8 protein-coding genes are annotated in these 7,305 nt (G+C 44.5%); 1 reads left to right on the top strand and 7 read right to left on the bottom strand.

Annotation, left to right across the window (positions count from 1 at the left end; translation table 11 throughout):
* Positions 1–191 (bottom strand): hypothetical protein (locus ABUA34_RS13415; protein ID WP_349823475.1); only part of this gene is annotated, 191 nt, incomplete at its 3' end.
* 197 nt (positions 192–388) lie between these two features.
* On the opposite strand from ABUA34_RS13415, the gene ABUA34_RS13410 reads away from it, so the two are divergent.
* A complete protein-coding gene (locus ABUA34_RS13410; protein ID WP_055224577.1) occupies positions 389–616 on the top strand; it encodes a helix-turn-helix domain-containing protein in 228 nt (75 codons plus the stop codon).
* A 54-nt stretch (positions 617–670) separates the two neighbouring features.
* Here the strand turns inward: ABUA34_RS13410 and argJ are convergent, their stop codons facing one another.
* The 6 genes from argJ to ABUA34_RS13380 all read right to left on the bottom strand — a co-directional run bounded on the left by argJ (position 671) and on the right by ABUA34_RS13380 (position 7,008).
* Positions 671–1,915 (bottom strand): bifunctional glutamate N-acetyltransferase/amino-acid acetyltransferase ArgJ, encoded by a 1,245-nt coding sequence (gene argJ, locus ABUA34_RS13405; RefSeq protein WP_022216915.1) that lies wholly within the window; start codon positions 1,913–1,915, stop codon positions 671–673.
* Between the two features lie 85 nt (positions 1,916–2,000).
* On the bottom strand, positions 2,001–3,677 hold the full coding sequence (gene gltX, locus ABUA34_RS13400) for a glutamate--tRNA ligase (protein ID WP_349823474.1): 1,677 nt from the start codon (positions 3,675–3,677) through the stop codon (positions 2,001–2,003).
* Between the two features lie 145 nt (positions 3,678–3,822).
* The gene (locus tag ABUA34_RS13395) at positions 3,823–4,341 is read right to left on the bottom strand and encodes a pyridoxamine 5'-phosphate oxidase family protein (RefSeq protein WP_055273869.1); all 519 of its coding nucleotides are present in this window, start codon (positions 4,339–4,341) and stop codon (positions 3,823–3,825) included.
* 105 nt (positions 4,342–4,446) lie between these two features.
* A complete protein-coding gene (locus ABUA34_RS13390; protein WP_242859167.1) occupies positions 4,447–5,349 on the bottom strand; it encodes a diacylglycerol/lipid kinase family protein in 903 nt (300 codons plus the stop codon).
* A complete protein-coding gene (locus ABUA34_RS13385; protein WP_055273873.1) occupies positions 5,306–6,055 on the bottom strand; it encodes a lysophospholipid acyltransferase family protein in 750 nt (249 codons plus the stop codon). The genes ABUA34_RS13390 and ABUA34_RS13385 overlap by 44 nt, the downstream gene beginning before the upstream one ends.
* The gene (locus ABUA34_RS13380; protein WP_055273875.1) at positions 6,052–7,008 is read right to left on the bottom strand and encodes a Gfo/Idh/MocA family protein; all 957 of its coding nucleotides are present in this window, start codon (positions 7,006–7,008) and stop codon (positions 6,052–6,054) included. Before ABUA34_RS13380 ends, ABUA34_RS13385 begins: the two co-directional genes overlap by 4 nt.
* Positions 7,009–7,305 lie beyond the last annotated feature (297 nt).

The raw sequence follows: 7,305 nt of genomic DNA, 5'->3' as shown, positions 1-7,305 counted from the left end.
CCATCATTCCAATGACTTGCTGCATATTGTAACGCTGCTTCAGCGTTATATCCAGCAGCCTCTACTTTATCAGCTTTCTTTCCTGGCATAAATGGTACTAACGTAACAATCATCACGGCTGCCATTATCATGCTAATCCATCTTTTTTTCCGTAGCGAAATACCTTTATTCCACTTTTCATTCATACTCATAAATTTTCCTCCTCTTCCTACAAACTACTCAAGAAAAACACAATCTTCATTATTTGCCAAGTGCATCCCCCCATTTTTCTTTTGCTAATATCCTATTGCTTTTCATTTTAACGGAATGCCCGTTAAAAGTCAATTTCAATGAACATTTGTAATATATTTTATAGAAGTATATTTTTTTAGTAACTTAGGAGTACCTAATGCATTATTATGAAATAATTAAATCACTTCGTGAAGATAATGACCTTAACCAGACTCAGGTTGCAAATATAATACATGTTGCGCAGACAACATATTCTGACTACGAAAAAGGCAAAGTTCGCATGCCGATTGAATGTCTTATCGAACTTGCCAGGTATTACAACGTTGATATGAATTACATAACTGGTGTTTCTAGCTGCAAACAGCCATTTCCCATAAAAAAATAAGACACTGACCAACATCATTTTGATCAGTGTCTTATTTTTATTTACGAGTAAAACCTACGAACGATAATCCCCATTGATCTTCACGTAATCATATGTCAGGTCACAGCCCCATGCCTTGGCTGTAACATCGCCGATTCCGAGATCTATGTTGATGTGGATTTCATCTGAGCTCAATACCTTGGCTGCCTTCTCCTCTGAGAATGGTACGCCTGCGCCGTTGCGGCATACTGGAACCACGCCAAATTCTGACTCAAGATCTACTGCAACCTTATCTATATCAAAGTCTGCCTCCGCATATCCGATAGCACAGAGGATACGTCCCCAGTTGGCATCCTCGCCGAACATAGCGCACTTTGTAAGTGGGGAGCGGATAACGCTCTTTGCAACTATGATGGCTGTGTCAAGGTCAGGTGCTCCTGCAACTGTGCACTCGATCATCTTGGTTGCGCCCTCGCCGTCTGATGCAAGCATCATGGTCATGCACTCCATAACTATATAGAGGGCCTTCTTGAACTTCTCATAAGCTTCGTTCTCCGTGTCGATGAGCTTGTTGCCAGCAAGGCCATTTGCCATGACTGTCAGGGTATCATTTGTGGACTGGTCTCCATCTACTGAGAGACAGTTGTAAGTAACCTTTACGATCTCTGAGAGCGCCTTCTGGATCAGCTCTGATGTAATGGCTATGTCTGATGTGATGAAGTTAAGCGTTGTAGCCATGTTTGGATGGATCATTCCGCTTCCCTTTGCCATACCTCCGAGGGTGCATGTCACTCCGTCTATGTCAAACTGGACAGCAACCTGCTTGTCAACTGTGTCTGTGGTCATGATAGCATTTGCAGCCTTGTCGTTGCCGTCTGCTGTGAGACCGTCTGCAAGTTCTTTCATATGCTCCTCAAATGGCTCGATAGGGATGATCTGTCCGATGACACCTGTTGAAGCATTGATGACAAGGTTCACATCTATACCCAGGGCATCCGCTGCAAGCTGGGATATCTTCTCAGCCTTCTCTATTCCATCCGCGTTGCATGTGTTGGCATTCTTGGAGTTCACAATGACTGCCTGTGCCTTGTTGCCAGATTTCTTCAGGTGTTCCTTGGTAACTGTGACCGGTGCGCCCTTCACCTTGTTCTGTGTATACACGCCTGCTGCCACACATGGCACCTCTGAAAATACCATTCCGAGATCATTCTTGTTCTTGTCAGGGTTCAGTCCACAGTTAAGTCCATTTGCCGTGAAACCCTTGGCCGCGCACACGCCACCGTCTACATATGTATAACCGTCATATATCTTCTTGTTCATAGTAATCCAATCCCTTCTAAAATGTATTTTAACCAATCTTCATCAATTGGATGCCAACTTAATGTTCGCAGCAAATTGATACATCCTATCTATTCACCCACGCAAGGAACTTGTCCAGTCTACCCATGGTCTTGTCTTTTCCTATCACGTTCATGATCGTAAACAGGTCAGGTGAGTTCTGCTTGCCTGTGATGGCAACTCTGACTATAGTACATACATCTGTGATGCTTCCCTTGTATCCGTCAGGATTCTGCTTGTACTCCTTGACATTTGGACAGTAGCCGATCTTCTCGCCCATGACCTTCATGCTTGAGAACCAGTCCTCTGAGTCAAGGAAGAGATCCTTCTTGTACTCCTCGATAACCTCTGTGATCATCTCCGGTGTGTACTTCTCGTCTATCTCATACTGGAGATCCAGCTCGTCCTCGGGAGTGTACAGATAACCGAACATAGCGCGCAGATCTGACCATTTGCCGACATCCTTGCGAACCTTCTTACCTGACATCTTCCACAAATTGATGGTCTTCATGAAGCCGTCCTTATCCTGTGTGCCAAATGTGTATATGTTCTCGTCATGCTCCTTTGCCCACTCCATGATGAGGTCGTAACACTCCTCGGCTGTGAGCTTTGAGATCATCTCCTTGCTGACATCATTGAGCTTCACCATGTCAAAAAGTGCGCCGCTGACAGGCATCTTCTTGAGTGATAATGTAAAGTCGTCTATTGTCTTGTCTGCATGTGCTGCATGCCACTCTTCGTAGTTGGAGTTTGCTATTGTCATAAGGTACTCAAGCACGCTGACTGATGGGAATCCCTGCTCTGCATAGAAGCCAACCGCAGCCTCCGGGTCCTTTCTCTTGCTGAGCTTTCTCTTTCTCTGGTGCTCGCCCTCCTCGTCCACTGTAACCTCAAGCTTCATGATAGGTGCGATGTGCGCATACTTTGGAAGCGCAAATCCACACAGATCAAAGAGCTGCTTGTGAAGTGGATATGATGCAAGCCACTCGTCACCTCTGATGACAAGATTTGTCCTCATGAAATGATCGTCAACTGCATGTGCAAAATGGTATGTAGGTATTCCGTCTGACTTCAGAAGTACCACATCCATGATATTCTCAGGCATCTCAATCTTGCCCCTGATAGGATCGCTGTAGATAACAGTCTTTCCTGCCTCGCCCGGACTCTTGAGTCTCACAACATATGGCTCGCCCGCTGCAAGCTTCTCCTCTATCTGCTCGTATGTCAGATTTCTTCCTACTGCATACTCGCCGTAATATCCTATGTCAACCTTTGCAGCCTCCTGCTTTGCCCTGATCTCATCAAGCTCCTCGGCTGTTGTGAAGTCAGGATATGCATATCCCTCCTGCATAAGCTTCTTGACACATGTCTGATATATCTCTTTTCTCTCACTCTGCTTATATGGACCATATATAGTCTCACCGCCCTCAAATGGTCCCTCGTCAAATCCAAGGTCAAACTTCTTCAGCGAATTGATGATCTCATTTACACCGTCCTCAAGCTCTCTCTTTCTGTCAGTGTCCTCTATTCTGAGGTAGAACACGCCGCCACTCTGCTTTGCAAGCTTTCTTGAGATCATGGCTGCATACAGTCCACCGATGTGCATGTATCCTGTAGGGCTTGGCGCAAATCTTGTTACCCTTGCTCCCTCTGGAAGATTTCTCTCCGGAAATCTCTTCTCAAGGTCATCCACTGTATCTGTTATATCTGCAAATATCAAATCCGCTAATTTGTTGTAATCCATCTCCTGTTTTCACCTTTCTGCTATATCACTTATCATCAAGAGTCTGCTTGATGATCGCTTCATTATATCCTGTCTGATTATAATTTGTATTATGTTTTACGTCAATTCCTTAAACCACAATGGCAATTGCATAGATTCCATATACTTATCGCCTTGACTTACACGTAAAATTTTCCACAACTATCTCATACACATTTACCGCTGCCAGCATCTGGTCTGAGTAGTTATACTTCTTCTTTTCTACCTTGTCAAACGATCTCATATTCTCGGTATTTCTCGCAAGCTGATGATTCATAAGGCAGTTTAGTGCCTCGCACTTTTCCTCAGGATCTGTCAGCTTTCTGGCTGTGCCATTTCCCATGATACTGCTGTAGAGATAACCAAAGCTGCAGGCATTTGGTCCCTCAACCAGATAGTGATCTGTGTCCATCTCTATGGCCACCTTCGGATTCGCTGCCAGAGCATCCACCTTCCTGCCCTCACCGGCAGAGTGGAAATAAAGCTTCAGAACATCCTCCTCGTAGGTATAACCGAAATTCAGCGGAACTATGTACACTCCCTCTTCATCGTGAACCGCCATCCGGAACACCTTACACGAATCAAGTACATCCACTATCTCTTCACGATCTGTTATCATCCTGTCACTTCTCCGCATCTCCCGCATACAATACCTCCTTTTTCAGCGTACAATCTATTAAAATAGTATAAATGACGTCAGCATATTTGCAAGTTTTTTGAACTTTATATTATTCGGATTTTCAAAACTTTTTTATTTCTGATCCAGGCTCCACGCTTTAACTTTGTATGATGTAACTCCAAGTATCGTCTCGCCGTCTATCTGAAGTGGTGTCGGGCGATCAAATTCAACCTCAACCTCTTTTGCGTTGAATATATCAACATGCTTTTCGTACTTGACATGCTCTCCCTTGAATATAGAAGGAAAGATCATAATGGTTCCAAGCTTGCCCTTGCCGCGGAACACCATAACCGAAACTGTATGCTCCGGATTCAGTCTGTCCTGCCCGGGGGCAGCCATCATTCCGCCGCCATAATATCTGCCATTCATGGTTGGCACGAGCCAGGCATTTTTATATTCATGACGGACTCCATCCACTTTCACCACAGCATTTCTCGGTTTGAATGCGTAGAGCAAGCCTTTGATAGCTATAGCCGTGTAGTTCACAGGCTTGTTCTTATGAGTTTTCTCATTCTTTGTCCTCTGGCGGTCGCCCTCCTCACAGCAGTAACCGTCTATTCCGAATCCAACATTGTTCATGAACAGCCACTTTTTGCCGTTGATCGTCACCTCCGGGAGATGCTGTATGTACTGATTTATCTGGTAATCCGGAGTGTCATGACTGTTATGTCCTATGTCCTTTGCAAAGTCATTGCCGCTTCCGGAGGCATAATAGTAGATGGTATTCTTCACATACATGTCCTTTATGTCATTCACAAATATGTTCAGCGTTCCGTCACCGCCGCACAGGATAACCTCGTCATCCTCTGCAAGCGATCCCATGAACTCCGCATATGAAGCGATCTCTGTCATCTTCTTGAGTATCGCATCAGGATATGTATCTGCAAGTGCCTGCACGTCATACATACATTTGCCGTTGCCCGCCAGTGAATTATATAAAATGTACTTCTTTCCCATAGTTTTTACCCTTTTCATCTTTCTCAAGGACAAGTCTCACCCTGTCGCTGATCTCATTCTTCTTCATTGCTTTTACCTCATCGGCAGGTACCACATCCACCACATCTATATAGACGTCAGATCTGTGCCTCAGCACATTCCTGTAGATATTCTCCGTTCCGTGTATCGCCATGACGACTATCGGCGCATGCGCTTTCTGGGCTATCCTGAAAACACCCGTGTGAAATGGCAGAAGTCCGCCCTGTCTGTTTCTCGTTCCCTCCGGGTATACTCCAACTGCCATATCTCCCTTCTGGAGAATCTCGGTAGCCGTCTTGATCGTAGACAATGCCTTACCCGGATCTGATCTGTCTATCGGCATAAAGCAGCATCTTCTGATGATCCTGCCGAATATCGGTATCTTAAAATTCTCCGGCTTGGATACAAATGCCACATCCCACTTCTTAAATACCTGCCATTCTATCAGCGGATCATAATTTGACAGATGATTTCCCACAAAGAGTGGTTTGACATCCACTGGAATCTTCTCCATGCCAGTCACATGCATTTTCACTCTTAGAAACCACATGGCAAATCCGGTGACACCATACAGCAGATGCCTGTAGAACCTGCTGTCCTCCGTATACTGCCTGTCAGTTCTCACGAACAGACTGCACACGAAGAGAAAAAGTATGTACATCAGAAATATGGCTATGATTCCGCCAAGTATATATATAATTATCACTTTTTATTCCACCCTTTTCTAATATCATCCATAAGCTTCATCATATATATAGACTCTGACAAAGGCATCGATTTACTCTGGAACTGTCCCTGTCTGATCATATCAAGGCTTTCCATGACCTCGTACTCGTAGCCGCTTATCTGCTTTGGCACATCCACATGTCTTATCAGTCTGTCCTCGCAGTCAAATACATCTATCCACTGTGGATTATTTATATTCTGGACTATCATGTATCCCTTCTCACCGTAAAAGATGCCTTTTCTGTCTGATCTTCCGTACATGCTGTGGGTTGTCACTGCCATCCTGCCATCTCTGTATTTGACGGTTATACTCTCCTGTCCGTCTACCCCGGTCTCATGCATCATGACAGACGATTCGATAGCTGAGATCTCCTTACCCATATGCATGACAATGAAGTTCAGCCCATAAACTCCCACGTCTAAAAGGGCACCTCCTGCCAGCTCAGGTCTGATCAGGCGCTCTATCTTTGATATCGGATAAGACAGGTTGCAGGACATTGTCCTGATATCCCCTATCACACCTGATCCAAGAATTTCATTTATCATCTGTCTGGACGGCATATATCTCGTCCATATCGCCTCAGCCACATACACCTTCTTCTCTGCTGCCAGAGCTGCGATCTCCTCAGCCTGCGCAGCATCGTAGGTAAATGCTTTCTCGCAGAGTACATTTCTTCCATGTTCTATGCAGAGCTTCATATGCTCATAGTGATGTGAATGCGGCGTTGCAATATATATAAGATCTATCGCGTCATCACTTACCAGTTCTTCATAACTTCCATAAGCCTTATCTATATCAAATTCCCTGGCAAATGCATTTGCCTTTTCCAAAGTTCTTGAACCTACCGCATACAGCTCCACATCATCCATCTTATTTATCGTATCTGCCATGACACCGGCGATCTTGCCTGCGCCTAATATTCCTATGTTCATATGCTGTCATCCTCCTGTTTTTTCTATCTGTTTTCCAGCGCTGACACTGCATATATATCTTCAAAAGTACATCTCTTTTTGTTTTCGACATATTTTGACACTACATATCAGATTATAACACACAGACGGGAAAATAGAAGAAAAACTCCTGATGCCAGCGATAACTGACACCAGGAGTCCTCCCCTTTATCTTGAGCACCATAATAAGCACCCAACCCACTATATATGTTGTACTATGCATCTCTATCGGCTACACATATTCTACAGTGTAAAATATGTTGTTCCACAATCCGCATG

Source organism: Coprococcus sp. RTP21428st1_C9_RTP21428_210409 (assembly GCF_040227395.1).
GTDB classification, from domain to species: domain Bacteria; phylum Bacillota; class Clostridia; order Lachnospirales; family Lachnospiraceae; genus Coprococcus; species Coprococcus aceti.
This window is presented reverse-complemented; position numbering and strand designations above follow the sequence as displayed.